We start from the raw sequence: 22,566 nt of genomic DNA on the forward strand, positions 1-22,566 counted from the left end.
ACCTTCACGGACTTGCTCGAGCCCGCCGCTCACGACCCGCCCTTACCGCCGGCAGCGGGCTCCCGTGAGGCTGAACCGTCCCCAGTGTCATGAAAGGGTCGTTCAGGACAAGAAACGTCCTGAACGACCCTTTCATGACATCCAGGAGGGGGCGTCAGCGTCAGGAAGGCGGAGCCTCGATCAGCGGCCCGCTCACCCCGGCCTGCTCGTGCGTGGCCATCTCCGCCAGCACCCTCGTCGCCATGAACACCAGCGGCAGGGCCGAGACCGCGCCCGTCCCCTCGCCGAGGCGCACGTCCAGGTCCAGGATCGGCTCCAGGTCGAGGTGCTCCAGCGCCAGCGCGTGCGCGGGTTCGCCGCCACGCTGGCCCGCCGCCCACCACTGGCGCGCGCCGGGGACGAGTTCCTCGGCGACCAGCGCGGCCGCGGAGGCGACCAGCCCGTCCAGGATCACCGGCGTCTTCCGGAGCGAGGCCTGCGCGAGGAAACCCGCCATCGCGGCGATGTCGGCGCCCGCGGCGGTGCGCAGCAGGGCGACCGGGTCGGCCAGCACGGTCCGCGCGCGCCGCAGCGCGTCACGGACCGCCGCGGCCTTGCGCATCCAGGCGTTGTCGTCGATCCCCGAACCGCGGCCGACGACGGCCACCGGCTCGCTGCCGGTCAGCGCCGCGACCAGTACCGAGGCGGGGGTGCTGTTGCCGATCCCGAGGTCGCCCGCGATGAGCAGGTCGGCCCCGCCGTCGACCTCGGCGTCGGCGATCGCCCGGCCCGCGCGGACGGCGGCACGCGCCTCCTCGTCGGTCAGCGCGTCCTCGACGTCGATCGAGCCGGAGCCGCGCCGCACCTTGAACTCGCCGATCGACCGGGTCGCGGGGGCGTCGCTGTCGACGGCCATGTCGACGACCCGGACGCTCGCGCCCGCCGAAGCCGCCAGGACGTTGATGGCCGCGCCGCCGGTCAGCATGCTGCCGACGAGTTGCGCGGTGACCTCACTCGGATAGGCCGAGACGCCCTTCGCGGCGATGCCGTGGTCTCCGGCGAACACCACGACACGGGGCCGCGTGAACGGCCGCGGCGGCGACTGGCCCTGGCAGGCCGCGACCCATACGCCCAGTTCTTCGAGCCTGCCCAGCGAACCGGCCGGTTTGATCAATTTCGAGTGCAGGGCGATCGCCGCCGAGCGCGCGTGTTCGTCAGGCTGCTCGACTTCGGCGAATTCGAGGATTTCGTCGTCCAACGCCCTGCCCCTTCGGATCGCTTCGGTGGCCGGGCCCAACCTACCCACCCGCCTGTGCAAGAGTTGCCTGTGGCTCAGACGAAGGCCGCCGGGGTGGTGCTCGCGAGCGGCGCGGGCACCCGGATCGGCGCCAAACTGAACAAGGTCTACCTGCCGGTGGCGGGCGAACGGGTCGTCGCGTGGTCGCTCGGCGCCTTCGCCCGCGTGCCCGGAATCGACGTGCTCGTGCTGGTCATCCGGCCGCAGGACACCGAACTCGCGCAGGAGGTGCTCGCCGCGCATCCGGGCGAGGTCGAACTCGTCCACGGCGGCGCGACGCGTCAAGGCTCGGAGCTGAACGCCTTGCGCCACTTGGCTTCCCGTATCGAGAGCGGCGAGATCGACGCGGTACTGCTGCACGACGCGGCCCGTCCGCTCGTCACGCCGGAACTGATCGCGGACGTCCTCGCCGCCACGCGGCGCCACGGGGGAGCGGTGCCCGGCGTCGCGGCCGACGACATCGTGCGGGTCGACGGCGGCACCGTTTCCGGCGCGCTGCCCGGGGCGATCAGGGTGCAGACACCGCAGGGTTTCCGCGCCGCCCCGTTGCTCGAAGCCTACGAAACGGCCGAGCGTGAGGGTTTCGTCGGCACGGACACGTCTTCGTGCATGGAAAGGTTCTCCGCGCTGCCGGTGCGGTGGGTTCCGGGCAGCGCGGAGAACCTCAAGATCACCTACCCGCACGACCTCGTTGTCGCCGAGCAGGTGATCGGCCGAGGTTAGGGATCTCCCTGGTCGGCCTTGGTCGGGATGGCGGGCAGGATGGTGACCGGCCTTCGTGCCTCCATCGGGATCACGCAGTCCGGATGTGGTTGCAGCAGCTGGATCGGCGCGGCGGCGTCGCCCGGCGGCGGGATGGTGAGCACGGCGCGCAGGGTCCAGTCGGCCGTGGAGTGGTACTGCCACGAGACGAGCGCCGGGCGGAAGACGTCCGTGTCGGCGACCGTGGTGACGCGGAAGGCGCTCGCCCGTTCCTCCCCGCGGAGGATGAGGACGTCGGCGCAGGTGTCCCATTGGAAGACCGCCGCACAGACCTCCGGTTCCTCCCGGGGGCCGAAGATGTAGACGACCCACCTGCGTCTTCGAAGCTCTTCGAGCAGTTCGTCGATGCTCAGATGGTTCATCGAGCCCCCCAACGGGTTTCGGGAACTTCTCGGAGAGTAACAGGTGTACTAGAGCACCGTCCAGAATGTGTACTAGTACGTAATAATGGGGTGTGAGCAGGATCCTTGGTGATCGCCCATTGGTGTGCTAGAACGCTTGTGCGCACCGCGCGACCTTGTGAGGAGTCACCTTGCCCGCCGTCGATCGACCCGAACCGCCGTATCTCCAGATCGCGGGCAACATTCGCGACGACATCGTTTCGGGCAGGCTCAAGGAAGGCGACGCGGTCCCGTCCGCGCGTGAGATAGCCAGGAACTGGAACGTCGCGATGGCGACGGCCATGAAGGTGCTCTCGACGCTCCGCGCCGAAGGTCTGGTCCGCGCGGTACGCGGCGTCGGCACAGTGGTACAGACCAGGACACTGCACCGGTCCGCGCACGATCGGACGATCTCGATCGCGCGAACCGGCAAGGTCTATCCGCCGGGCCACTACGCGAAAATCCGTGAAGCGGGCCTGCTGCCGGCGCCGGACAGGGTGGCGGGCGCGCTCGGAATCGATGAAGGCGCTCCGGTGATCCGGCGGCGCAGGACCACGTACGCGAGCGAAGGCCGGCCGGTGTCGACGTCGGTCTCGTGGTTCGACGGCGCTGTCGCGTCGAAGGCTCCGTTGCTCTTCGAGCCGGTGCGGATCGTCGAAGGAACGGTCAAATATGTGGCGGACCGGACAGGCCGGGTTCTGACCTCGACTCATTCTCAGCACGCCGCGGGGCTGGCGGGTGCCGAGGACGCGGCGGAACTCGGCGTGGCCGAAGGTTCGGCGATTCTGTTGAGCCGCAACAGGTTCATATCCGCCGAGGGTGACGTACTCGAGTACGGCGAATCGGCGGCGTTGCCGGGCCACTGGATTTTCTACGAATACAACATCGAGGACGGGGCATGAAGCACATTCACGCGGGTAAGGTCCGGGACCTTTACGAAATCGACGGCGACATTCTGCTCGTCGCGTCGGATCGCGTTTCGGTCTACGACGTCTCGCTGCCGACCCCGATCCCGGACAAGGGCGCGCTGCTGAACCAGCTTTCCGCCTGGTGGTTCGAAAAGATGGCCGACGTGGTGCCGAACCACGTCCTCTCCACGACGGACGTCCCCGCCGAATTCGCCGGCCGCGCCATGCGGTGCAAGCCGCTGAAGATGATCCAGGTCGAGTGCATCGCGCGCGGCTATCTCACCGGTCTCGGAATGCGTGAATACCGGCGCGACGGCAAGGTTTCCGGCGTCGAACTGCCCGCCGGTCTCGTCGAGGCGGACAAGCTGCCCGAGCCGATCTTCACGCCGACCACGAAGATCTCCGACACCGGCCACGACGAGTTCATGACCTTCGCCGACGTCGTGAACGAGATCGGCAAGGAGACCGCGGACCGCCTCCGCGATCTGACGCTGGAGGTCTATACCAAGGGCGCGGAGCACGCGGCGAAGAACGGCATCATCATCGCCGACACCAAGATCGAGTTCGGGTTCGACGCCGACGGTGTGCTGACGCTCGGGGACGAGGTGCTCACCTCGGACTCGTCGCGGTTCTGGCCCGCCGACGAGTACGAGCCCGGCCGCACGCAGCACGCGTTCGACAAGCAGTTCGTCCGCGACTGGTCCACGACCACCGGCTGGGACAAGACGCCGCCCGGACCGGCCATCCCGGACGAGATCGTCGAGGCGACCCGCAAGCGCTACACCGAGGTCTACGAAAGGATCACCGGGAAGACCTGGATTCCCGGTGGTGGTCATGCCTGAACAGCAGGTCTACGACCCGTACCGGCTGATCGACGACGTCGAGGGCCTGCTGATCCAGCGGGGGCACCGGCCGGAGCGGCTCGACGGCCGGACCGGCGACCGGGTCGCCGGCGCGAGCAGGTTGCTGCGGGGCCTGGGCATCGATCCCTTGCGCGCCCCTGGTGACGCCCTCGACCTCGACGGCCAGATCGCGTACCACTCGCGCGTGCACGGCGACTGACATGTGTCGCAGTTAGTCGGCTAAATGCGGGAAAAGCGTCCGCATTTAGCCGACTAACTGCGTTGCGGGGATCAGTCGCAGTTAGTCGGCTAAATGCGGGAAAAGCGTCCGCATTTAGCCGACTAACTGCGTTGCGGGGATCAGGGCGAGCGGGTCAGCGTCGGGTCGGTCTCGGTGACGCCGTCGAGGGCCTCGTCGATCGCGGAGAGCAGGTCCGCGTCCAGCTTCACGCCGGCCGCCTTCACGTTCTCGTGCACCTGCTCCGGCCGCGAAGCACCGATGATCGCCGAGGCGACGTTCGGGTTCTGCAGCACCCACGCCACGGACAGCTGGGCCATCGTCAGGCCCGCCTTGTCGGCGATCGGCTGAAGCCGCTGGACGCGCTCGAGGACGTCGTCGTTGAGGAAGCGGGCGACCATGTTGGCGCCGCCCTTCTCGTCCGTCGCGCGGGAGCCCTCCGGCAGCGGCTGACCGGGCTTGTACTTGCCGGTGAGCACGCCCTGCGCGATCGGCGACCAGACGATCTGGCTGAGCCCTTCACGTTCGGACGCCGGGATGACCTGCGCCTCGATGACCCGCCACAGCGCGTTGTACTGCGGCTGGTTCGAGATGAGGGGCACCTTCAGCTCGCGTGCGATCGCCGCGCCCTGGGTGATCTGCTCGGCGGTCCACTCCGAAACGCCGACGTAGAGCACCTTGCCCTGACGGACGAGGTCGGCGAAGGCGAGGAACGTCTCTTCGAGCGGGACGGTCCGGTCGAAGCGGTGCGCCTGGTAGAGGTCGACGTAGTCGGTGCCGAGCCGCTTCAGGGAAGCGTGCGCCGACTCCATGATGTGCTTACGGCCGAGGCCCTGGTCGTTCGGTCCCTTGGGGCCGGTCGGCCAGTAGACCTTGGTGAAGATCTCCAGGCTTTCGCGGCGCAGGCCCTTCAGGCCGCGGCCGAGGACCGATTCGGCGGCCGTGTTCGCGTAGACGTCGGCGGTGTCGAACGTGGTGATGCCCACGTCGAGTGCCGCCTTGATGCAGGCCTGGGCCTGGTCCTCTTCCACCTGGGACCCGTGGGTGAGCCAGTTGCCGTACGAGATCTCACTGACATTGAGGCCGCTGCGGCCGAGTCGTCGAAACTCCATGGACACGACTCTACCCCAGGCCGTTAGCCACGCTAACGACCCGGGTTTCCCCTGCTCAGTGCCGGTCGGTGAACCCGCGGCCGCGATCGACGTCGGCGGGGCGGATTCGCGCTCCGGCGCTTCCCCGGATGCGTCTCAGCTCCGCCGCCGGGCTCAGACCTTGTCGCCGGGCTTCACGCGCGGCTTCGGGACCCGCAGCTTGCGGATCTGGCTCGCGCGGATGAAGGAGTACCAGCCGACGGAAGTGCCCTTGATCGTCTCGTTCGGGAACTTCAGGCGGACCATCTTCGCGATCCGGCGCCCGCTGAGGAAGCCCTCGACGATCATGCCGAGCAGCATCACGGTGCACAGCAGCGTCGCGTACCGCTGGACCTCGGGGTACGGCAGGATCAGCGCGACGAACACCAGGATCGCCAGCGGCATGAACAGGCCGAGCAGGTTGCGCCGTGAATCGACCAGGTCACGGATGTAGGCCTTGACCGGGCCGCGGTCACGGGGGAGCAGGTACTTGTCCTCGCCCGCCATCATCCGCTCACGGCGTTCCTTGGCGGCGTTGCGCTGCTTGAGCTTGTACTCCGGGTCGGCCTTCGCGGACTTCCGGAGCTCCTTGTTGCGCTTCATCGCCTCCCGCATGGTGGTCGGCGGGGGCGCCACCGGGCCGCGGCGCTTGGCCTCGGCCTCACGCCGCTTGGGCGTGGCCTTGCCCTTTCCGGGCGTGTACGACTTGGCCTGGACCTCGACGGCCTCGTCGCCGGGGGTCTCGGTGTCCGTCGTGGCGGAGTCTGTGGTGCTACGGCGCAGGAACCTCACCCCACCAGGGTAGTCGCGGGCGTCACGGTCCCACGCACCAGGCCGAGCGATATGTCACCATGGTGGGGAACAGATCGGGACTCCGACGTGTTGGACCATGTGCAAGACGAGTACCCGCAGCGAGTTCGACCAGAGGGAGAACCATGACGACCGCTGAGCAGGCAGCCGCAGCTCAGGCCGAAACCGCCGAGGAGACCCACGGCGTGACGTTGACCGACGCCGCCGCCAGCAAGGCGAAGGCCCTGCTCGAGCAGGAGGGCCGCGACGACATGCACCTGCGCATCGCCGTCCAGCCCGGTGGGTGCGCGGGCCTGCGCTACCAGCTGTTCTTCGACGAGCGCACGCTCGACGGTGACCTGTTCCGTGACTTCGACGGCCTCCGCGTCGCCGTCGACCGGATGAGCGCGCCGTACGTGTCCAGCGCCGTGATCGACTTCGTCGACTCGATCGAGAAGCAGGGCTTCACGATCGACAACCCCAACGCGACCGGAAGCTGCGCCTGCGGCGACAGCTTCCACTGATCCGCGTCGAGGCATGAAGAAGGGCCGCGAACCTCACCCAGGTCGCGGCCCTTCTTCATGCCCGGGGCCGCGAACCTCACCCAGGTCGCGGCCCTTCTTCATGCCCGGAACGGGATCAGACGTAGGCGTCCAGATCGGCCACCTGGGCGAGGCACCGCTCGTCCACGGTCCAGGGCGGAGCGATCTGCCGGGGCAGGGGCAGATTCTCGGCCTGGAGGGACGACGGGATGCCGGCACAGTCGGCGATGAGTTCGCCGATCGATTCCGGTTCGAGGTGATACGTGGAAGTGGTCACGAACGACAAGCTAATGACTCGTGTTCGAGTAGGACACCACTACCAACCGGTAGTGTCGATGGCCGTGCCCGAAGCAACCCGTATGGGGCATGACCTGCGGGTAACTTAGCCGTCCTCGCCTCGGCGGGGCCGACCGACCAAGGAGAACCGGTGGCAGACAACGCCAGGATCGCGGTATCCGGCAGTATCGCAACCGACCACCTCATGCACTTCCCAGGCAGGTTCGCCGAGCAGCTCATCGCCGAGCAGCTGCACCGGGTGTCCCTGAGCTTCCTGGCCGATGACCTCGTCGTCCGGCGGGGCGGGATCGGCGCGAACATCGCCTTCGGGCTCGGTGTGCTGGGCAAGCGCCCGATCCTGGTCGGCGCGGTGGGTTCGGACTTCGCCGACTACCGGTCCTGGCTCGAGCGGCACGGCGTCGACACCGCCGGAGTGCTGGTCTCCGAGGTCGCGCACACGGCCCGCTTCGTCTGCACCACCGACGAGGACCTCTGCCAGATCGCCACCTTCTACGCCGGCGCGATGGCGGAGTCCCGCAACATCGAGCTGGAGCCGGTCGCCGCGCACGCCGGTGAGCTGTCGCTCGTGCTGATCAGCCCGGACGACCCCGAAGGCATGGTCCGGCACGCCGAGGAGTGCCGCCAGCGCGGCTACACCTTCGCCGTCGACCCCTCGCAGCAACTGGCCCGGATGGACGGCGCGCAGGTGCGCGCCTTCATCGAGGGCGCGAAGTACTTGTTCAGCAACGACTACGAATGGGAACTGCTGCTGCAGAAGACCGGCTGGTCCGAGGCCGACGTCCTCGACCGCGTCGGCATGCGGATCACCACGCTCGGGGAGAAGGGCGTCGAGATCGTCGGCAAGGGCGGCCTCGCGCTGCAGATCGGCGCCGTCCCGGAACGCGGCAAGGTCGACCCGACCGGCGTCGGCGACGGCTTCCGTGCCGGGTTCATCGCCGGTATCGACGGCGGGCTCGGCCTGGAGCGGTCGGCGCAGCTGGGCTCGCTGATCGCCGTGCTGGTGCTGGAGACCGTGGGCACGCAGGAGTGGTCCTTCGACCGCGCCGACGTCCTGGGCAGGCTCAAGGAGGCCTTCGGGCCGGAGTCCGCCGAGGAGATCGCGGCGATCCTGCCCGCTTGAGGCTGAGTCATAGCGCGTGAAGGCCCCCTTCCCTCTGCTGAGCCGAGGGAGGGGGCCTTCACGCGCGGTGGGTCAGGATGGCGGCGAGTTCGGCGGGCCGGGACAGCTGCGGGCAGTGCCCGGCGTCGATCTCGATCGCGGTGACCCCGAGCCGCTCCCGGGCGGCACGCCGCATCCACTCCGGCCGGAACGTGCGGTCCCGCGTGGGCACGATCACCGTCGACGGGATCTCCGGCGCGGCACCGGCGGGCTGCGTCGTGAGCACCGCGGGGTTGAACGACCGCAGGCTGTCCAGCGCTTGCCGTTCGGTCTCGGGATCGCAGTCGTGGAAGAGGAATTCCGACGCCTTCGCGGGATCCGCGGCCGGGTCCACGCCGATCCAGTCGGGTTCGAGCACATCCCGCGCCTCGTCCCGCAGGCTCCGGCCGCCGTCGAAGTCGGGGATGTAGGCGGCGACCCACACCACGGCCCGCGCGTCGAGCGCTTCGGCGATCGCGGGGAGCAGCACCCCGGATCCGGAATGGGCGACGACGACCGGGCGTCCGCCGCCGTACTGCTCCCGCACGTGCTGCGCGTAGCCCTCGACCGGCAGATCCACCGGGGTCAGCAGGTCCACGGCGATCGCGCGGTGCCCGGCGGTGGTGAGCAACTTGGCAACGCGGTCCCAGCTCGCCGGGCTCTGCGTCGTGCCGTGCACGAGGACGAAGTCCATCGCTCCATGCTGGCCTCCACCGGGTGAACGGTGAAGGCCAGCATCACGAGTCGTGACTAGAGCTTCACCGGGTAGACGGGTTCCGGCACCTCGGGCTTGATGCGGTTCTCGACGAAGATGCCGTGCCACAGCATGAACACCAGCAGCGCCCACAGCTGGCGGCTGCGGTCGAGCTGCCCGGCCTTGTGCTCTTCGAGCAGCGCCAGGACGGCCTTCTTGTCGAGCAGCGCGTCGGTCTGCGAGTCCGAGATGATGCCCTTGGCCCAGTCGTACATCTCGTTGCGCAGCCACAGCCGGATCGGCACCGGGAAGCCCAGCTTGCGCCGGTTCAGCACGTGCCCGGGGATGATCTTCGCCAGCGCCTGGCGCAGCGCGTACTTCGTGGTGCCGTGCGCGAGCTTCTGGTCGAGCGGGATGGTCGAGGCGACCTTGAACACCTCGGCGTCGAGGAACGGCACGCGCAGTTCCAGCGAGTTCGCCATGGTCACCTTGTCGGCCTTGACCAGGATGTCGCCGCGCAGCCAGGTGTAGAGGTCGACGTGCTGCATCCGCGCGACCGGGTCCCAGTTCTCGGAGATCTTGTACCAGGGCGCGGTGACGTCCTTGAAACCGATCCCGTCCTCGTACGTGCGCAGCACCTTGCGGAGCTGGTCGTCGCGGAAGTTGCGCGCGTTGCCGTAGTAGCGGTCCTCCAGCGGCAGTGCCCCGCGCCGCAGCAGGTCCTTGCCGCGGGTGCCCTCCGGGATCTTCGTGGAGACCTTGCCGATGATCTTCCGCATCCCGCCCGGGATCTTCTCGAACGGCGCCAGGGAGATCGGCTCGTTGTAGATCGTGTAGCCGCAGAAGAGCTCGTCGGCGCCTTCGCCGGACAGCACCGCCTTGACGTGCTTGCGTGCTTCGCGGGCGATGAACCACAGGGGCACGAGCGCCGGGTCGGCCACCGGGTCGTCGAGGTACCAGACGATGAGCGGCAGCGCCTCCATCATCTCGTCCGCCGAAACCGTGCGGACCACGTGCTTCACGCCGATCGCGGCGGCCGATTCGGCGGCGACGTCGACCTCGGAGTAGCCCTCGCGCTCGAATCCGGTGGTGAACGCGATCAGGTTCGGGTTGTGCTCCTTGGCCAGCGTCGCGGTCGCGGTGGAATCGATACCGCCGGAGAGGAACGCGCCGACCGTGACGTCCGGGTCGGAGATCATGTGCTTGCCGACCGAGTCGCGCATCACATCGGCGATGCGTTCGTACAGTTCGTCGGCCTCGGCCTGGCTGTTGACCGGCTTCGCGTTGAACTGCGGGTGGAAGTACCGGGTGAACTCGACTTCACCACCGGGGACGACCCGGAACGACGTGCCGGACTCGACGCGGCGGACGCCGGTGTGCATCGACTCGGGCTCCGGCACGTACTGCAGCACCAGGTAGTGCTGCAGGGCCGTCTTGTCCAGCTCGTCCTCGACGCCGAGCACGCTCGAAAGCTCCAGCAGGCTCTTCTTCTCGCTGGAGAAGGCGACCTTGCCGGGGCCGGCGGAGTAGAACAGCGGCTTGATGCCGAACGGGTCGCGCGCGCCGAAGACGACCTTCTCCTGGGAGTCCCAGATCATGAAGGCGAACATCCCGCGCAGCTTCTTCACCGCGTCGTCGCCGAGGTAGTGGTACGCCGCGACGATCGCCTCGCCGTCACCCTCTGTGGCGAATTTCGCACCGTGCTCGGCGGCCAGCTCGTCGCGCAGCTCTTTGTAGTTGTAGATCTCGCCGTTGAAGTTCAGCGTGTAGCGCTCGGGGGCCTCCGGCGGACCCCAGATCAGCGGCTGGTGGGCGTGGTCGACGTCGATGAAGGCCAGCCGGTTGAAGCCGTAGACCACCTCGGCGTCGGCCCAGGTGTCGTGCTCGTCGGGGCCGCGGTGCCGCTGGCAGCGCATGGCCGCGTCGACGGCGTCACGGGCGCTCGCAGCGTCGGCTTCGGTCGAACAGATCAGTCCAAGCAGGCCGCACACGTCTAGTTCACACACCTCTTGTTGGCCGAGCGGGGAGAAGGGCCCAGTATGCCGGTGGGTGTGTACACCCGGATGTGGTGGGGGATACGCGTGTTGTGGTCACCCCTTGGTCAGCGCGGCGCCGCAACTCGGCTAGGCTCCGCCTGTCACGAAGATCGGTCGAGGAGGCTCTGGGTGAAAGGGCAAGGCGCAGTGGGAAATCCAGAGCGCACCCCAGTCAAGCGGTCTGGTCGCGTCGTCGCGCTCGCCGTGCTGGTGATGCTGACTGCGACGGGCTGTTCCGGGGAAGAGATCCTCCGCTTCGGCTGGCCTGCCGGGGTGACCCCGCAGTCGCACGACATGCGCACGCTGTGGACGTGGACCGTCATCGCCGCGCTGGTCGTCGGCGCCATCGTCTGGGCGCTGATCTTCTGGACCGCGATCTTCCACCGCAAGAAGAAGACCGCCGACGGCGCGGAGGAGGAACTGCCCCGTCAGTTCCAGTACAACATCCCGCTGGAGATCTTCACGGTCGTCGTCCCGACGATCATGGTCTGCGTGCTGTTCTTCTTCACCGCGACCACCGAGAACCGCGTGCTCGCCGAGACGGAGAACCCGGACGTCACGGTCGACATCGTCGCGTTCCAGTGGAACTGGGAGTTCAAGTACAAGAGCGACTCCAAGAACCACGACGACCCCGAGATCACCACGGTCGGCAGCTCGACCGAGATCCCGCTGCTCGTCCTGCCGACGAACAAGACGATCCAGTACAACCTGCGGTCGGCCGACGTCATCCACTCGTTCTGGGTGCCGGAGTTCCACTTCAAGCGGGACGTCATGCCGGACCCGGAGAAGAACAACCAGGACTTCACCTTCCAGAACTCGATCGACAAGGAAGGGTCGTTCGTCGGCCGCTGCGCCGAACTGTGCGGCACCTACCACTCGGGGATGAACTTCGAGGTCAGGGCGCTCTCGCCGGACAAGTACGCGCAGTACATCCAGCTCCGCGGCACGGTGAACCCGAAGAGCGGCAAGCCGAACACGGCGTCCGAGGCGCTGACGGCGATGAACTGCGGCGAACTGTGCTCGCCCTACGCCGTCACCACCACCCCGTTCAACACCGACCGCACCGCGCGGGTCGCGTCCAACTGACCCGGCTGTTCGAGCCCGAAACAGGAGTGAGGCAACGTCCATGAAGGTCGAAGGACGGATTTTCTTCCTCGTCGCGGTCTTCTCCGTCGTCGTGGCGGGTATCTACGCGTACATGACCGGAACGATGACCCGGGACGGCGTCGAGCCGGTCGGTGTGGTGGCCCTGATCCTCACCGGTGGCCTGGCCTTCCTGGCCGGGAGCTACCTGCAGTTCGTGGCGCGGCGCATCGAGCCGCGGCCGGAGGACCGGGAAGACGCCGAGATCAGCGACGGCGCCGGTGAGCTGGGCTTCTTCAGCCCCGGCAGCTACTGGCCGGTCGGTCTCGCGGCGGCCGCCGCGCTGACCGGTGTCGCGCTCGCGTTCTTCCACGTCTGGCTGCTGATCATCGCGCTGGGCCTGGTGATCGTCGCCATCGGCGGGCTGGTGTTCGAGTACCACACGGGCCCGAACCACGAGTGACGTCTTGACGCCGGAAGCGGCGCCTCGGTCTCCGGACCGGGGCGCCGCTTTCGCGTTCAGAGGACTAAACGCGGGCGGGGCGGCGTGTCTCGGCGCGTTTCGGGGCCAGCGCGGCGGCCAGGACGGCCAGCATGCCGAGGCCCTCCGGCCACGTCGGCCGGTGCCCGTAGGCGAGGACGTCCACCACCACCGCGACCACCGGATAGACGTAGGACAGCAGCGCCACCGTCGTGGTCGGCAGCTTGCCGATGCTCGCGTACATCAGGACGTACATCAGCGCGGTGTGCACCGTCCCGAGCAGGACCAGCCACAGCAGACCTGAGGTGTCCGCAGGCAGCGGTGTGACGAGCAGGGCGGGTGCGAGCACGATCGTGCCGGTCACCAGCTGGACGGCCGCCAGGACGTGCGGGCGGACGTGCTTGAGCTGCTTCGCGACGAAGGAAGCGCCGGCGTACAGCGCGGCCGCGCCGAGGGCGAGCGCGATCCCCTCCAAGCGCACGGGTTTCCCGTCGGCGCCGTGCGCGGACAGCGAGATGAGTGTCACCCCGCCGAACGCGATCAGCGCCCGGACCAGCTGGCTCTTCGCCATCTTCTCGCCGAGGAACGCCGCCGCGAGGCCGACCAGCATCAGCGGCTGCGTGTGGTAGACGACGGTGCTGACCCCGATCGACGACAGCGAGTACGAGGCGAACAGCAGGACCCAGTTGCCGACCAGGAACAGCCCGCCGAGGACGGCGAGCAGGAGGTCGCGGCGGCTGAGCGTCCACGGGCGGAGCCAGCCCCTGGCCGCGCTCCACACCAGGAGCAGCAGGCCGCCGACCAGGCTCCGCGCGAACGCCACGGCGGGGGCTTCGGCGCCGCTTTCGAGGACGACGGCACCGATCGTGCCGGAGAGTGCCATCGCGGCGGTCCACTGCAGCACGGGGTTGTTCTTGTTCATGGCGACCACTTTCGCCGTCGCTTCCACGGTCAACCAGTGTCAGAGATGACATCGACCGCAAAACTTGTGACACACTGGGCGGATGGATGTGAAGAAGGTCGCGGTGGTGCTCGCCGACCAGGTCTCGCCGTTCGAACTCGGTGTCGCGTGCGAGGTCTTCGGCACCGATCGCAGCGCCGACGGCATCGAGGGCTGGGATTTCGCGGTCTGCTCGCCAGGCGGCGAGAACGTCCTGAGCTGGTCCGGCTTCGGGCTCGATGGCCTGGAGAGCCTGGACTTCGCGGCGTCGGCGGATCTGCTGATCGTCCCCACCTGCGCGCCGCGAAGCGCGAGCCCGCCGGAACCGGTGCTCGAAGTCCTGCGTGACGCGGCGAGCCGGGGCGCCTGGGTCGCGGGTTTCTGCGCGGGTGTCTTCTCGCTCGGGTACGCGGGGCTGCTCGACGGGCGCAACTGCACCGTGCATTGGGTCTACGAGCAGGAGTTCCGGTCGCGCTTCCCGGCGGCGAAGGTCGACCCGAAGGCGTTGTACGTCGACGACGGCGGCGTCCTCACGAGCGCGGGAACCGTCGCCGCCGTCGACCTGTGCCTGCATCTGGTGCGGGAACTGCGCGGCGTCGCCGCGGCCACCACGCTGGCCAGGCGGATGGTCGCGGCGCCACATCGGGTCGGCGGGCAGGCGCAGTTCGTGCAGGCGCCGGTGCCCGAGACCGCCGCGCCCGACGACACCGTGCTCGCCGAGGCGCTCGAATGGATCGAGCGGCGCCTGGACCAGCCGTTCACCGTCGCCGAACTCGCCAGGCGCAGCGGACTGGGGGAGCGCACGTTCCTGCGCCGGTTCTCGGCGGCCACCGGGACGACACCGCACCGGTGGCTCACCGAACGCCGTCTCGACCGCGCGCAGTCACTGCTCGAAGAAGGCCGTCTGTCCATTGAGGACATAGCGGTCGCCTGCGGATACGCCTCCGCCGCGGCGCTGCGGCATCAGTTCGGCAAGCTGCGCGGGACCAGCCCGAGTGCTTACCGCAGGACGTTTTCCGCCGGCTAGAAGGAGATTTCCTGGCCAACGGTGACATGGACATGGTCGGGAACCTCGTCGTGCCGGTCGCCGACGGTGAGCGTCCCGGTCGGCTCGAACAGCAGCAGCGAGGCACCGTCCACTGAGGACGGTTTATGGAAGGTGCCGCGCGGGACGACGAACACGGAGCCGCGGGGGAGCGTGACCACCCGTTCGCCCGCGTCCTCGCGCAACGCGATGTCCAAGGTGCCGTCGAGTACGAGGAAGAACTCGTCGGTGTCCTCGTGGACGTGCCAGACGTGCTCGCCCGCGACCTTGGCGAGGCGGACGTCGTAATCGTTGACGTTGGCGACGATCCGCGGGCTCCAGATCTCATCGAAGGCGGCCAGCGCGGTGTCCAGATCGATCGGTTGCTTGCTCATGATCCGATCCTGGCCGCTGGACCACCGGAGCGGTGAGTGCTAGGAATCGCATATGTCGCATGATTCCTCGCACGAGGTCGCCGTCCTGGTCGACGAAGGATCCAATCCCTTCGAAATGGGCGTCGCGACCGAGCTCTTCGGCCTGCGGCGGCCGGAGCTGGGCAGGCCCTGGTACGGCTTCACCCTGTGCGCCGCCGAGCCGTCCGTGCGCATGCACCTGGGCATGTTCACGCTCACCGGGGTCGCCGGGCTCGAAGCCGTGGAGACCGCGGACACGGTGATCGTGCCCAACCGGCCCGATCCGGAGAGCCCGGCCAAGGCGTCGGTGCTGAGGGCCGTTCGCGCCGCGTCCGAGCGCGGTGCCCGGCTGGTGAGCTTCTGCACCGGCGCCTTCACCCTCGCGCAGGCCGGTGTCCTGGACGGACGGCGCGCGACGACCCACTGGAGGTGGGCGGGACTCTTCCGCGAGCTGTATCCCGAAGTACTGCTGGAACCCGACGTCCTCTTCGTGGACGACGGCGACATCCTGACCGCGGCGGGCAGCGCGGCCGCGCTCGATCTGGGGCTGCATCTGATCAGCCGCGACCACGGCGCCGAGATCGCCAACGCGGTGAGCAGGCGGCTGGTGTTCGCCGGACATCGCGACGGTGGCCAACGGCAGTTCGTCGAGCGTCCGCTGCCGCCGGTGCCGGACACCTCGCTGGCGCCGGTGCTCGCCTGGGCGCGGGAACGGCTGGACCACCCGCTCACCGTCGCCGACCTCGCCGCGCGGGCGGCGGCGAGCCAGGCGACGCTGCACCGGCGGTTCCGCGCCGAACTGGGGACGACGCCGCTGGCGTGGCTCACCACGGAACGGATCGCGCTGGCGTGCCGGCTGATCGAGCGCGGGGAGCAGCGGCTGGACCTGGTGGCGCGGGCTTCGGGGTTCGGTACCGCCGCGAACCTGCGTACGCAGCTACGGCGGGCTACGGGGCTGACGCCCACGGCTTACCGGGCGCGGTTCAGCACCGCCTCGTGACGACGCGTTTCGTCCTCTGAATGCGGTCCTTGCACGCGCAACTACCGCATTCAGAGGACGAAACGCGCTGGGAGCGTCAGGCGAAGGCGATCCACCGGTTCAGCAGGTCGGCCGCCGCACCCGAGTCGATGGCCGACGCCGCCCGCGCGAACCCGGCCGCCANTCCTCTGAATGCGGTCCTTGCACGCGCAACTACCGCATTCAGAGGACGAAACGCGCTGGGAGCGTCAGGCGAAGGCGATCCACCGGTTCAGCAGGTCGGCCGCCGCACCCGAGTCGATGGCCGACGCCGCCCGCGCGAACCCGGCCGCCAGATCGTCTTCCAGCGACCCCGAGAACCCGGTGAAAGCCGCCAGCGCGGCCGCCGAGTTGAGCAGCACCGCGTCCCGGACCGGCCCGGTCTTCCCGGCCATCACCTGCCGGAACACCTCGGCGTTGTGCGCCGCGTCGCCGCCGCGCAGGTCCTCCGCGGTCACCCGGGGGAGGTCCAGCGACGCGGGATCGAAGCTCCGCTCGGTGATCTCGCCGCCGGAGACCACCCACACCGAACTCGTGGTCGTGGTCGTGAGCTCGTCCAGCCCGTCGTCGCCGCGCACGAGCAGCACGGTCATGCCGCGCCGCGCGAACACCTCGGCCAGCACACGGGTCTTGTCCTCGTAGGCGCAGCCGATCAGCGAACTGCGCGGCTGCGCCGGGTTGGTCAGCGGGCCGAGCAGGTTGAACGTCGTCGGCACGCCGAGCTCGCCGCGGGTCGGCCCGGCGTGACGCAGGGCGGGGTGGAACTTCGGCGCGAAGCAGAAGCCGATGCCCAGTTCGTTCACGCTGCGCTGGACCGTCTCGGGCGGCAGGTCGATGGTGACGCCCAGCTCCTCCAGCACGTCGGCCGCGCCGGACTTCGACGAAGCGCTCCGGTTGCCGTGCTTGGCCACCGGCGCGCCCGCGGCGGCCGTCACCACCGTGGCCATGGTGGAGATGTTGACCGAATTGGACCGGTCGCCGCCGGTGCCGACGATGTCGACCGACGGCCTGTCGATCGTCACCCGCCTGGCGTGCGCCAGCATGGCGTCGGCCATCCCGGAGATCTCCGCCGGTGTCTCACCCTTCGCGCGCAGCGCGACGGCGAACCCGGCGATCTGGGAGGGCGTCGCCGCCCCGCTCATGATCTGGTCCATCGCCCACGCGGTGTCCTCTTCGGACAGGTCCGCACGCGCGATGAGCTGGTTGAGCAGGGACGGCCAGGTCTTGGCTGCCGAGCCCATCGGCTCAGCCGTGCACGGCCGGCACCCGCCGGGCGCGCAGCACGTCGGCGACCGTTTCGGCGGCGGTCAGCGGGTCGAGCGGGTGGACCAGCACCGCGTCGGCCTGTGACCAGGTCGCGAGCCAGCGGTCGTCCTTGCGCCGCACCGACACCACGATCGGCGGGCAGTCCTCGATCTCGTTCTTCAGCTGACGGGTCAGCCCGATGCCGCCGGTCGGCTGCGCCTCGCCGTCGAGGATGGCGAGGTCCACGTTGCCCGCGTCCATCTCGACGAGGACCTCGGAGATGCCGGACGCCTCGGTGTAGTCCACCCGGCCGAGGTCGGCGGCGGGCCTGCGGCCGACGGCGTTGATGATCGCCTCGCGCACCTCCGCCTTGTGGCTGAACACCAGGATCCGCATCGCCTGCTCGCCCATGAGCGCGCCTCCGCCTCGTTTAGTCATGTCGACCCCGCGATGTTATCCGCCATGACCGACATCACGCGGACCACCCGACGGCTGGAGCGCGTCCCAGCCCAGCGAATCCCCGCCGAGCCGCTGCGCGAGGCCCGCCATCCGTGACCGTTCCTGCGCGCAGTGCAGCGCGTCGAGGGTCTGCACCCGCACCGCGTGCGCGAGGGCGAAGTCACCTTCGTGGCCCTGTTCTCGCAGCTCCCAGCCGTCCTTGGCGAGGATCGAGGCCGCCTCCGCCACCTTTTCGGGCGGCAGCTTCAAGTGATGGCGCAGGATCGCGGGCGCTTCGGCGACCCAAGCGGGTGATCTGGCCAACGCCGAGGAATCCGCCTCGGCGGGGTCGAAGGCCTCCACGACGATCTCCACGCCGGGCGTGTCGACCGTCAGGCCTGGGAGCTTCGGCTTCTTGACCAGGTCACGGAGCCGATCTAGTAAACCCATGAGTAGCCCTGTTCCCACTTTCGTTCAGATGTGACCCGACACGCACGCGACCCGCCGTGGACCCACCCGGCGGGCCCCGTGCGTGAGAGGACATAATGCGACGCGTGACAACGGCAGCTCCCACCATCAGCCAGCGGGTCCACTCGCTGAACCGGCCGAACATGGTCAGTGTCGGCACCATCGTGTGGCTGTCCAGCGAACTGATGTTCTTCGCCGGACTGTTCGCCATGTTCTTCACCGTGAAGGCGCAGAACGCGTCCGGCCAATGGCCGCCGCCGCTGCACGGTGAGCCCTTCCACCTGAACATCGCGCTGGCGATCCCGTTCACCGTGATCCTCGTGGCGTCGTCGTTCACCTGCCAGTTCGGCGTGTTCGCCGCCGAAAAGGGTGACGTGTTCGGCCTCCGCCGCTGGTACATCATCACGTTGATCATGGGCGCGATCTTCGTGGGTGGCCAGGCTTACGAGTACCTGAACCTGATCCACGAGGGGCTGACCATCCCGTCCGGCGCGTACGGCACGGTCTTCTACCTCGCGACCGGGTTCCACGGCCTGCACGTCATCGGCGGGCTCATCGCGTTCGTGTACTTGCTCATCCGCACCAAGCTGAGCAAGTTCACCCCGGCTCAGGCCACCTCGGCGATCGTCGTGTCGTACTACTGGCACTTCGTCGACATCGTGTGGGTGGGCCTGTTCGCGGTGATCTACATCCTTCCGTGAACGAAGCCGCCACCACGACCTATCGGCCTGAACTGACAGCAAGGGTTGCCGCAAGATGACCTCCAGCAAGAACAACACGGAGCGCCGCTTCCGCAAGCGGTCGAAGGCACGCAGGCGGTTCGCCGGCGCGCTGGCGCTCGGGATCGCGCTGCTGAGCGTGGGCGGGTTGTACGCCGTTTTCGCCCCGGAGCCGCAGACCGCGCAGGCGCAGGGCGAATCCGCCCTCCTGCGCGAGGGCGAGAAGCTCTACAACAACACGTGTATCGAATGTCACGGGCCGAAGCTCGAAGGTGTCACCGACCGTGGCCCGAGCCTCATCGGCATCGGCGACGCGGCCGTGTACTTCCAGACCTCCACCGGCCGTATGCCGGCGGTCCGCCAGGAAGCCCAGGCGCAGCGGAAGCCGCCGAAGCTGACCGAGGCCGAGATCAACGCGCTGGGCGCCTACATCCAGGCCAACGGCGGCGGCGCGCAGCGTCCCGCCGAGAAGGGTGACGCGCTGCGCGGCGAGGACGTCGCGCGCGGCAGCGAGCTCTTCCGCCTCAACTGCGCCTCCTGCCACGGCTTCACCGGCCGCGGCGGCGCGCTGTCCTCGGGCAAGTTCGCCCCGAACCTGGACCCGGCCACGGAAGAGCAGATCTACACCGCGATGCTCACCGGGCCGCAGAACATGCCCAAGTTCTCCGACCGGCAGCTGTCGCCGGAGGAGAAGAAGGACATCATCGCGTTCGTGAAGTCCGTGAGTCACGGGAACAACTCACCCGGCGGTAACTCGCTCGGCGGTCTTGGCCCGGCCTCGGAGGGCGCGATCGCGTGGATCGTCGGGATCGCCGCGCTGATCGGCGTGACGTTGTGGATTGGATCGAAGGCATGAGCGCCGAAGGGCCGAAGCCGCCGACAGAGGCGGAGTTGGCGGACATGGATCGCGACCAGCTGGTCAAGCTGGGTACCGCGCTCGATGGGGTCGAGATCGTCGAATACCCGACGCCTTGGCCGGTCGAGGGGACGAAGGCGGAGAAGCGCGCCGAGCGCTCCGTCGCCCTCTGGTTCGTGCTGGCCGCGCTGTCCGGCCTCGCGTTCGTGGTCCTCATCGCGTGGCCGCACTGGTTCGAGTACAAGGAGCCGGGCACGCACGGCTACACCCAGTACACGCTGTACACGCCGCTGCTCGGGGTCACCCTCGGGCTGGCCGTGCTCAGCCTCGGTATCGGTGTGATCCTCTACACCAAGAAGTTCATCCCGGCCGAGGTCGCGGTCCAGGAGCGCGGGGACGGCGGCTCCAAGGAGGTCGACAAGGCCACCATCGTCGCCCAGCTCGCCGACTCGGGCAGCCGCAGCACCATCGCGCGCCGCTCGATGATCAAGCGGTCCGCGGGTGCCGGCGCCGGTGTGCTCGGTCTCGCCGTCGCGGCGCTGCCGGTCGCGTCCTTCATCAAGGACCCGTGGAAGGACACCGAGAACCGCGACTCGCTGTGGCACTCGGGCTGGAAGAAGAACTTCCCGGAAGAGAAGGTCTACCTGCGCCGCAACACCGGCCGTCCGCACGAGATCTCCCTGGTCAAGGCCGAGGACCTCGACGCGGGCGCGATGGAGACGGTGTTCCCGTACCGCGAGTCCGAGAAGGATGACGAGCACGCGCTGTCGGCCGCCTTCAAGCGCGTCGACAACCCGGTCATGCTGATCCGTCTCCGCCCGACCGACGCCGCCAAGGTCGTCAAGCGTCAGGGCCAGGAGGACTACAACTTCGGCGACTACTACGCGTACACGAAGATCTGCAGCCACGTCGGCTGCCCGACCTCCCTGTACGAGCAGCGGACCAACCGCATCCTCTGCCCCTGCCACCAGTCGCAGTTCGACGCGCTCCACTACGCCAAGCCGATTTTCGGTCCGGCGACGAGGCCGTTGGCCCAGCTTCCGATTACAGTGGACTCTGAGGGCTACCTGATCGCGCGCGGAGACTTCAACGAGGCCGTCGGACCGGCCTTTTGGGAGCGTAAGTCATGAGTTCACTCACCACCCCGACGAAGGGGACGAACCCGGTCGAGAAGGCCGCGGGCGCTGGTGCGAAGTGGGCCGACGACCGGTATCACCTGGCCAAGGGCATGCGGCACCAGCTCAACAAGGTGTTCCCGACGCACTGGTCGTTCCTGCTCGGCGAGATCGCGCTCTACAGCTTCATCATCCTGTTGCTGTCGGGTGTCTATCTCACGCTGTTCTTCGACCCCTCCATGGAGGAGGTCGTCTACAACGGCAGCTACACCGGCCTGCAGGGCGTCGAGATGTCGCGGGCCTTCGCGACCACGCTGGACATCTCGTTCGACGTCCGCGGCGGTCTGTTCGTCCGCCAGCTGCACCACTGGGCCGCGCTGATCTTCGTGGCTTCGATGATGGTGCACATGTTCCGGATCTTCTTCACCGGCGCGTTCCGGCGCCCGCGTGAGGCGAACTGGGTCATCGGCGCGCTGCTGCTGGTCCTGGGCATGTTCGAGGGCTTCTTCGGCTACTCGCTCCCGGACGACCTGCTCTCCGGTACCGGTATCCGCGCGACCCTGTCGGGCATCGTGCTCTCGGTGCCGGTCATGGGCACCTGGATCCACTGGGCGTTGTTCGGCGGGGAGTTCCCCGGCAACGAGATCATCCCGCGCCTGTACACGATCCACATCCTGCTGCTGCCGGGCATCATGCTCGGCCTGGTGGCCGCGCACCTCGCGCTCGTCTGGTACCAGAAGCACACGCAGTTCCCGGGCGTGCGCCGCAAGGAGACCAACGTCGTCGGCGTCCGCATCATGCCGGTCTTCGCGCTCAAGGGCGGTGCGTTCTTCGCGCTGGTCACCGGCGTCATCGCGCTGATGTCGGGCCTCTTCCAGATCAACCCGATCTGGAACATCGGCCCGTACAACGCGGCGCAGGTCTCGGCGGGTTCGCAGCCGGACTGGTACATGGCCTGGGCCGACGGCATGCTGCGGATCTGGCCCGCGTGGGAGCTCTACCTCGGGAACTACACGGTCCCGGCGGTGTTCTTCCCCGGCGCGATCGGGATGCCGCTGCTGATCGGGTTGCTGCTGATGTATCCCTGGATCGAGCGAAAGCTGTCCAAGGACACCGCGCACCACAACCTGTTGCAGCGTCCGCGCGACGTCCCGGTGCGGACCTCGCTGGGCATCATGGCCCTGACGTTCTTCGCGGTCATCATGCTCTCGGGCTTCAACGACATCATCGCGTTCGCCTTCGACATCTCGCTGAACGCGACGACGTGGGCGGGCCGGATCGGTGTCCTGCTGCTGCCGCCGATCGCGTACTACATCACCTACCGGATCTGCCTCGGCCTCCAGCGGGCCGACCGCGAGGTGCTGGAGCACGGCGTCGAAACCGGCATCATCAAGCGCCTGCCGCACGGTGAGTTCATCGAGATCCACCAGCCGCTCGGCCCGGTGGACGACCACGGCCACGCGATCCCGCTCGAGTACCAGGGCGCGTCGGTGCCGAAGAAGATGAACAAGCTCGGCTCGGCCGGGCACGCCGTCGCCGGTTCGACCTGGTCCCCGGACCCGGTCGAGGAGACGATCGCGCTGGAGCGCGCCCGGTCCAACGGGCACGGCAACGGCAAGGTCGACGACATCGGTGGCGAGCCGTCGGAGGAGCGCAAGGAGATCACCTCCGGGCACTAGCTCGTCAGAAGTACGTGAAGGCCCCCTTCACCGCGCTGGACGCGGTGAAGGGGGC

General features: G+C 68.4%; 26 protein-coding genes. 14 read left to right on the plus strand and 12 right to left on the minus strand.

Features of this window, described 5'->3' with window-relative positions; genetic code table 11:
- Positions 1 to 160: 160 nt before the first annotated feature.
- Complete coding sequence (gene cobT, locus ACXIZN_RS03050) at positions 161 to 1,237, minus strand: nicotinate-nucleotide--dimethylbenzimidazole phosphoribosyltransferase (protein WP_457952463.1); 1,077 nt, start codon at positions 1,235 to 1,237, stop codon at positions 161 to 163.
- A 93-nt stretch (positions 1,238 to 1,330) separates the two neighbouring features.
- Here cobT and ACXIZN_RS03055 point away from each other — a divergent pair, with 93 nt between their 5' ends.
- Positions 1,331 to 1,999, plus strand: coding sequence for an IspD/TarI family cytidylyltransferase (locus tag ACXIZN_RS03055; protein ID WP_457960445.1), 669 nt, complete (start codon positions 1,331 to 1,333; stop codon positions 1,997 to 1,999).
- Here the strand turns inward: ACXIZN_RS03055 and ACXIZN_RS03060 are convergent.
- Positions 1,996 to 2,400 carry a hypothetical protein gene (locus ACXIZN_RS03060; RefSeq protein WP_457952465.1) on the minus strand — a complete coding sequence of 135 codons (405 nt, stop codon included), beginning with the start codon at positions 2,398 to 2,400 and terminating at the stop codon, positions 1,996 to 1,998. The two genes, ACXIZN_RS03055 and ACXIZN_RS03060, sit on opposite strands and share 4 nt — an antisense overlap.
- Before the next feature lie 170 nt (positions 2,401 to 2,570).
- Between ACXIZN_RS03060 and ACXIZN_RS03065 the strand changes: the two genes are divergently transcribed.
- Genes ACXIZN_RS03065 through ACXIZN_RS03075 form a run of 3 tightly spaced genes read left to right on the plus strand, consistent with a single transcriptional unit; the run spans position 2,571 to position 4,388 of the window.
- Positions 2,571 to 3,320, plus strand: a complete 750-nt coding sequence (locus ACXIZN_RS03065) for a GntR family transcriptional regulator (protein ID WP_457952467.1) — start codon at positions 2,571 to 2,573, stop codon at positions 3,318 to 3,320.
- Positions 3,317 to 4,168, plus strand: coding sequence for a phosphoribosylaminoimidazolesuccinocarboxamide synthase (locus tag ACXIZN_RS03070; RefSeq protein WP_192741088.1), 852 nt, complete (start codon positions 3,317 to 3,319; stop codon positions 4,166 to 4,168). Before ACXIZN_RS03065 ends, ACXIZN_RS03070 begins: the two co-directional genes overlap by 4 nt.
- Positions 4,161 to 4,388, plus strand: coding sequence for a hypothetical protein (locus ACXIZN_RS03075; RefSeq protein WP_034321469.1), 228 nt, complete (start codon positions 4,161 to 4,163; stop codon positions 4,386 to 4,388). Before ACXIZN_RS03070 ends, ACXIZN_RS03075 begins: the two co-directional genes overlap by 8 nt.
- Before the next feature lie 140 nt (positions 4,389 to 4,528).
- Here the strand turns inward: ACXIZN_RS03075 and ACXIZN_RS03080 are convergent, their stop codons facing one another.
- Positions 4,529 to 5,518 carry an aldo/keto reductase family protein gene (locus ACXIZN_RS03080; RefSeq protein WP_457952469.1) on the minus strand — a complete coding sequence of 330 codons (990 nt, stop codon included), beginning with the start codon at positions 5,516 to 5,518 and terminating at the stop codon, positions 4,529 to 4,531.
- Positions 5,519 to 5,671: 153 nt separating this feature from the next.
- On the minus strand, positions 5,672 to 6,328 hold the full coding sequence (locus tag ACXIZN_RS03085) for a DUF3043 domain-containing protein (RefSeq protein WP_126733787.1): 657 nt from the start codon (positions 6,326 to 6,328) through the stop codon (positions 5,672 to 5,674).
- Between the two features lie 143 nt (positions 6,329 to 6,471).
- On the opposite strand from ACXIZN_RS03085, the gene ACXIZN_RS03090 reads away from it, so the two are divergent.
- Complete coding sequence (locus ACXIZN_RS03090) at positions 6,472 to 6,849, plus strand: HesB/IscA family protein (RefSeq protein WP_016336060.1); 378 nt, start codon at positions 6,472 to 6,474, stop codon at positions 6,847 to 6,849.
- Between the two features lie 115 nt (positions 6,850 to 6,964).
- On the opposite strand, the gene ACXIZN_RS03095 is transcribed toward ACXIZN_RS03090, so the two are convergent.
- Positions 6,965 to 7,153, minus strand: coding sequence for a hypothetical protein (locus ACXIZN_RS03095; protein ID WP_125684462.1), 189 nt, complete (start codon positions 7,151 to 7,153; stop codon positions 6,965 to 6,967).
- 141 nt (positions 7,154 to 7,294) lie between these two features.
- Here ACXIZN_RS03095 and ACXIZN_RS03100 point away from each other — a divergent pair, with 141 nt between their 5' ends.
- Positions 7,295 to 8,284, plus strand: a complete 990-nt coding sequence (locus tag ACXIZN_RS03100; RefSeq protein ID WP_457952472.1) for a carbohydrate kinase family protein — start codon at positions 7,295 to 7,297, stop codon at positions 8,282 to 8,284.
- A 58-nt stretch (positions 8,285 to 8,342) separates the two neighbouring features.
- On the opposite strand, the gene ACXIZN_RS03105 is transcribed toward ACXIZN_RS03100, so the two are convergent.
- Both ACXIZN_RS03105 and asnB read right to left on the minus strand, forming a co-directional pair.
- Complete coding sequence (locus ACXIZN_RS03105) at positions 8,343 to 8,996, minus strand: alpha/beta fold hydrolase (RefSeq protein ID WP_457952474.1); 654 nt, start codon at positions 8,994 to 8,996, stop codon at positions 8,343 to 8,345.
- Positions 8,997 to 9,052: 56 nt separating this feature from the next.
- The gene (gene asnB / locus ACXIZN_RS03110; protein ID WP_457952476.1) at positions 9,053 to 10,987 is read right to left on the minus strand and encodes an asparagine synthase (glutamine-hydrolyzing); all 1,935 of its coding nucleotides are present in this window, start codon (positions 10,985 to 10,987) and stop codon (positions 9,053 to 9,055) included.
- Positions 10,988 to 11,179: 192 nt separating this feature from the next.
- On the opposite strand from asnB, the gene ctaC reads away from it, so the two are divergent.
- On the plus strand, positions 11,180 to 12,118 hold the full coding sequence (ctaC, locus tag ACXIZN_RS03115) for an aa3-type cytochrome oxidase subunit II (RefSeq protein WP_371878829.1): 939 nt from the start codon (positions 11,180 to 11,182) through the stop codon (positions 12,116 to 12,118).
- Between the two features lie 40 nt (positions 12,119 to 12,158).
- Positions 12,159 to 12,578 (plus strand): cytochrome c oxidase subunit 4, encoded by a 420-nt coding sequence (locus tag ACXIZN_RS03120; RefSeq protein ID WP_126733782.1) that lies wholly within the window; start codon positions 12,159 to 12,161, stop codon positions 12,576 to 12,578.
- Between the two features lie 64 nt (positions 12,579 to 12,642).
- Here the strand turns inward: ACXIZN_RS03120 and ACXIZN_RS03125 are convergent, their stop codons facing one another.
- Positions 12,643 to 13,518 carry a DMT family transporter gene (locus ACXIZN_RS03125; protein ID WP_457952477.1) on the minus strand — a complete coding sequence of 292 codons (876 nt, stop codon included), beginning with the start codon at positions 13,516 to 13,518 and terminating at the stop codon, positions 12,643 to 12,645.
- An 82-nt stretch (positions 13,519 to 13,600) separates the two neighbouring features.
- Here ACXIZN_RS03125 and ACXIZN_RS03130 point away from each other — a divergent pair, with 82 nt between their 5' ends.
- A complete protein-coding gene (locus tag ACXIZN_RS03130) occupies positions 13,601 to 14,563 on the plus strand; it encodes a GlxA family transcriptional regulator (RefSeq protein WP_457952478.1) in 963 nt (320 codons plus the stop codon).
- On the opposite strand, the gene ACXIZN_RS03135 is transcribed toward ACXIZN_RS03130, so the two are convergent.
- Positions 14,560 to 14,955, minus strand: a complete 396-nt coding sequence (locus ACXIZN_RS03135) for a cupin domain-containing protein (RefSeq protein ID WP_457952479.1) — start codon at positions 14,953 to 14,955, stop codon at positions 14,560 to 14,562. The genes ACXIZN_RS03130 and ACXIZN_RS03135 overlap by 4 nt on opposite strands.
- A 52-nt stretch (positions 14,956 to 15,007) precedes the next feature.
- Between ACXIZN_RS03135 and ACXIZN_RS03140 the strand changes: the two genes are divergently transcribed.
- Positions 15,008 to 15,973, plus strand: a complete 966-nt coding sequence (locus ACXIZN_RS03140; RefSeq protein ID WP_457952480.1) for a helix-turn-helix domain-containing protein — start codon at positions 15,008 to 15,010, stop codon at positions 15,971 to 15,973.
- Positions 15,974 to 16,200: 227 nt separating this feature from the next.
- Here the strand turns inward: ACXIZN_RS03140 and trpD are convergent, their stop codons facing one another.
- From trpD to ACXIZN_RS03155, 3 genes are read right to left on the minus strand one after another with little or no spacing between them, the layout of a single operon-like run.
- Positions 16,201 to 17,232 carry an anthranilate phosphoribosyltransferase gene (gene trpD / locus ACXIZN_RS03145; protein WP_126733778.1) on the minus strand — a complete coding sequence of 344 codons (1,032 nt, stop codon included), beginning with the start codon at positions 17,230 to 17,232 and terminating at the stop codon, positions 16,201 to 16,203.
- Between the two features lie 4 nt (positions 17,233 to 17,236).
- A complete protein-coding gene (locus ACXIZN_RS03150) occupies positions 17,237 to 17,647 on the minus strand; it encodes a hypothetical protein (RefSeq protein WP_016336048.1) in 411 nt (136 codons plus the stop codon).
- Between the two features lie 42 nt (positions 17,648 to 17,689).
- A complete protein-coding gene (locus tag ACXIZN_RS03155; protein WP_457952481.1) occupies positions 17,690 to 18,124 on the minus strand; it encodes a hypothetical protein in 435 nt (144 codons plus the stop codon).
- Between the two features lie 95 nt (positions 18,125 to 18,219).
- Between ACXIZN_RS03155 and ctaE the strand changes: the two genes are divergently transcribed.
- The 4 genes from ctaE to qcrB are packed head-to-tail and all read left to right on the plus strand — an operon-like array spanning position 18,220 to position 22,511.
- Entirely contained in the window at positions 18,220 to 18,843 is a 624-nt protein-coding gene (gene ctaE / locus ACXIZN_RS03160; protein ID WP_091599208.1) for an aa3-type cytochrome oxidase subunit III, read from the plus strand.
- A 55-nt stretch (positions 18,844 to 18,898) separates the two neighbouring features.
- Entirely contained in the window at positions 18,899 to 19,717 is an 819-nt protein-coding gene (qcrC, locus tag ACXIZN_RS03165) for a cytochrome bc1 complex diheme cytochrome c subunit (protein ID WP_126733776.1), read from the plus strand.
- On the plus strand, positions 19,714 to 20,847 hold the full coding sequence (qcrA, locus tag ACXIZN_RS03170; protein ID WP_126733775.1) for a cytochrome bc1 complex Rieske iron-sulfur subunit: 1,134 nt from the start codon (positions 19,714 to 19,716) through the stop codon (positions 20,845 to 20,847). Before qcrC ends, qcrA begins: the two co-directional genes overlap by 4 nt.
- Entirely contained in the window at positions 20,844 to 22,511 is a 1,668-nt protein-coding gene (gene qcrB / locus ACXIZN_RS03175) for a cytochrome bc1 complex cytochrome b subunit (protein WP_457952482.1), read from the plus strand. The genes qcrA and qcrB overlap by 4 nt, the downstream gene beginning before the upstream one ends.
- Positions 22,512 to 22,566: the final 55 nt, after the last annotated feature.

The organism is Amycolatopsis sp. TRM77291 (assembly GCF_054166285.1).

Excerpts from the sequence above, each read along its gene's own strand:
- ACXIZN_RS03125 (WP_457952477.1), bottom strand. The coding sequence starts at position 13,518 with ATGAACAAGAACAACCCCGTGCTGCAGTGGACCGCCGCGATGGCACTC.
- ACXIZN_RS03070 (WP_192741088.1), top strand. The coding sequence starts at position 3,317 with ATGAAGCACATTCACGCGGGTAAGGTCCGGGACCTTTACGAAATCGAC.
- ACXIZN_RS03155 (WP_457952481.1), bottom strand. The coding sequence starts at position 18,124 with ATGGGTTTACTAGATCGGCTCCGTGACCTGGTCAAGAAGCCGAAGCTC.
- ACXIZN_RS03080 (WP_457952469.1), bottom strand. The coding sequence starts at position 5,518 with ATGGAGTTTCGACGACTCGGCCGCAGCGGCCTCAATGTCAGTGAGATC.
- ACXIZN_RS03140 (WP_457952480.1), top strand. The coding sequence starts at position 15,008 with ATGTCGCATGATTCCTCGCACGAGGTCGCCGTCCTGGTCGACGAAGGA.
- ACXIZN_RS03090 (WP_016336060.1), top strand. The coding sequence starts at position 6,472 with ATGACGACCGCTGAGCAGGCAGCCGCAGCTCAGGCCGAAACCGCCGAG.
- ACXIZN_RS03060 (WP_457952465.1), bottom strand. The coding sequence starts at position 2,400 with ATGAACCATCTGAGCATCGACGAACTGCTCGAAGAGCTTCGAAGACGC.
- ACXIZN_RS03120 (WP_126733782.1), top strand. The coding sequence starts at position 12,159 with ATGAAGGTCGAAGGACGGATTTTCTTCCTCGTCGCGGTCTTCTCCGTC.
- qcrA (WP_126733775.1), top strand. The coding sequence starts at position 19,714 with ATGAGCGCCGAAGGGCCGAAGCCGCCGACAGAGGCGGAGTTGGCGGAC.
- ACXIZN_RS03135 (WP_457952479.1), bottom strand. The coding sequence starts at position 14,955 with ATGAGCAAGCAACCGATCGATCTGGACACCGCGCTGGCCGCCTTCGAT.
- ACXIZN_RS03105 (WP_457952474.1), bottom strand. The coding sequence starts at position 8,996 with ATGGACTTCGTCCTCGTGCACGGCACGACGCAGAGCCCGGCGAGCTGG.
- qcrC (WP_126733776.1), top strand. The coding sequence starts at position 18,899 with ATGACCTCCAGCAAGAACAACACGGAGCGCCGCTTCCGCAAGCGGTCG.
- ACXIZN_RS03130 (WP_457952478.1), top strand. The coding sequence starts at position 13,601 with ATGGATGTGAAGAAGGTCGCGGTGGTGCTCGCCGACCAGGTCTCGCCG.
- ACXIZN_RS03150 (WP_016336048.1), bottom strand. The coding sequence starts at position 17,647 with ATGGGCGAGCAGGCGATGCGGATCCTGGTGTTCAGCCACAAGGCGGAG.
- qcrB (WP_457952482.1), top strand. The coding sequence starts at position 20,844 with ATGAGTTCACTCACCACCCCGACGAAGGGGACGAACCCGGTCGAGAAG.
- ctaE (WP_091599208.1), top strand. The coding sequence starts at position 18,220 with ATGCGACGCGTGACAACGGCAGCTCCCACCATCAGCCAGCGGGTCCAC.
- ACXIZN_RS03075 (WP_034321469.1), top strand. The coding sequence starts at position 4,161 with ATGCCTGAACAGCAGGTCTACGACCCGTACCGGCTGATCGACGACGTC.
- trpD (WP_126733778.1), bottom strand. The coding sequence starts at position 17,232 with ATGGGCTCGGCAGCCAAGACCTGGCCGTCCCTGCTCAACCAGCTCATC.